This is a genomic window from Halalkaliarchaeum sp. AArc-GB (assembly GCF_031432225.1).
Classification (GTDB): Archaea; Halobacteriota; Halobacteria; order Halobacteriales; family Haloferacaceae; genus Halalkaliarchaeum.
In genome coordinates, this window is sequence record NZ_JAVKGM010000038.1 from 1 (window position 1) to 929 (window position 929).

Annotated in this window: 1 protein-coding gene; it reads right to left on the reverse strand. The window is 59.7% G+C overall.

Translation table 11 applies throughout. The features are described 5' to 3' along the window. Nucleotides 1-35 precede the first annotated feature (35 nt). On the reverse strand, nt 36-857 hold the full coding sequence (locus RH858_RS16735; RefSeq protein ID WP_259532877.1) for an IS5 family transposase: 822 nt from the start codon (nt 855-857) through the stop codon (nt 36-38). Nucleotides 858-929: the final 72 nt, after the last annotated feature.

Consider the following 929-nt stretch of genomic DNA (forward strand, 5'->3'; position numbering starts at 1 on the left):
TTAGGCTCTGTAGTTTCGGTACACGGCGGTTGATTTCACGGATATCTCACGCTCCGGCGGAGGTTGTAGACGGTGGCTTTCAGCAGCATTTCACGGAACTCAAGCCACCAGCTTCGCGCACGCACGGCTGCCCCGAGCGTGCGCTTGATGCTTGAGAAGACGGTTTCGTTCATCGAGCGGCGATTGTACCGATCACGGTCTATGCGGGCGTTGTGAGCGTGATCGAGCGGGTTCATGATACGGTGTTTAATCAGCGGTCTCACACCGTTTTCGCGGAGTTCATCGCGGAAGGCTTTCGCGTCGTAGCCACGATCAGCCGCGAGGCTCCGCAGGTCGCCGGCGTTACGCCGAGCGACCTGCGGGCCGATCTTCGCATCGTGTTTCTTGCTCGTTGTAGAGTGGATGTCGGTGATGTACAGCGTTTCGACATCCACCAAGGCAGTGACTTTCAGCGCCCGGACGCGGTAGTGCGTGCGGTTGGCGTAGTGGCGACTGGGGTGGTCGCGGTCGAAGCCAGTCGAATCGATGGCGGCGTGGCCAGTGCGTTTCTCGGCTGACGCGCCGAGAAACGCACGCCACGTCTTCGTTGGAATCCGTGCAAACCACGTGCGGAGGACAGTGTAGTGAGGAAGCCGTGTAAGGCCGATCTCTTCGAGGACACCGGGCATCTCACTGAGCAAATCCACCGTGACGCGGTAGGATTTGCCCAGCTCGATGCGGAGTGCATGCAGCGTGAGCATCGCCCACTCGGCGAACCCGCCACCCCCTTCGGGGTCGGCGGGTTCGTCCGGGTTAGCGACAACTGATTTAGCCTTAGCCACCGTAACACGCGTGAGGAGACGGAATTCCGATACCACAACATTCCGTCTCTTCGCTTTCTACGGCAATAACGCAGTCGCGGTGTCTCCGTCTAGCGAAACTACAGAGCC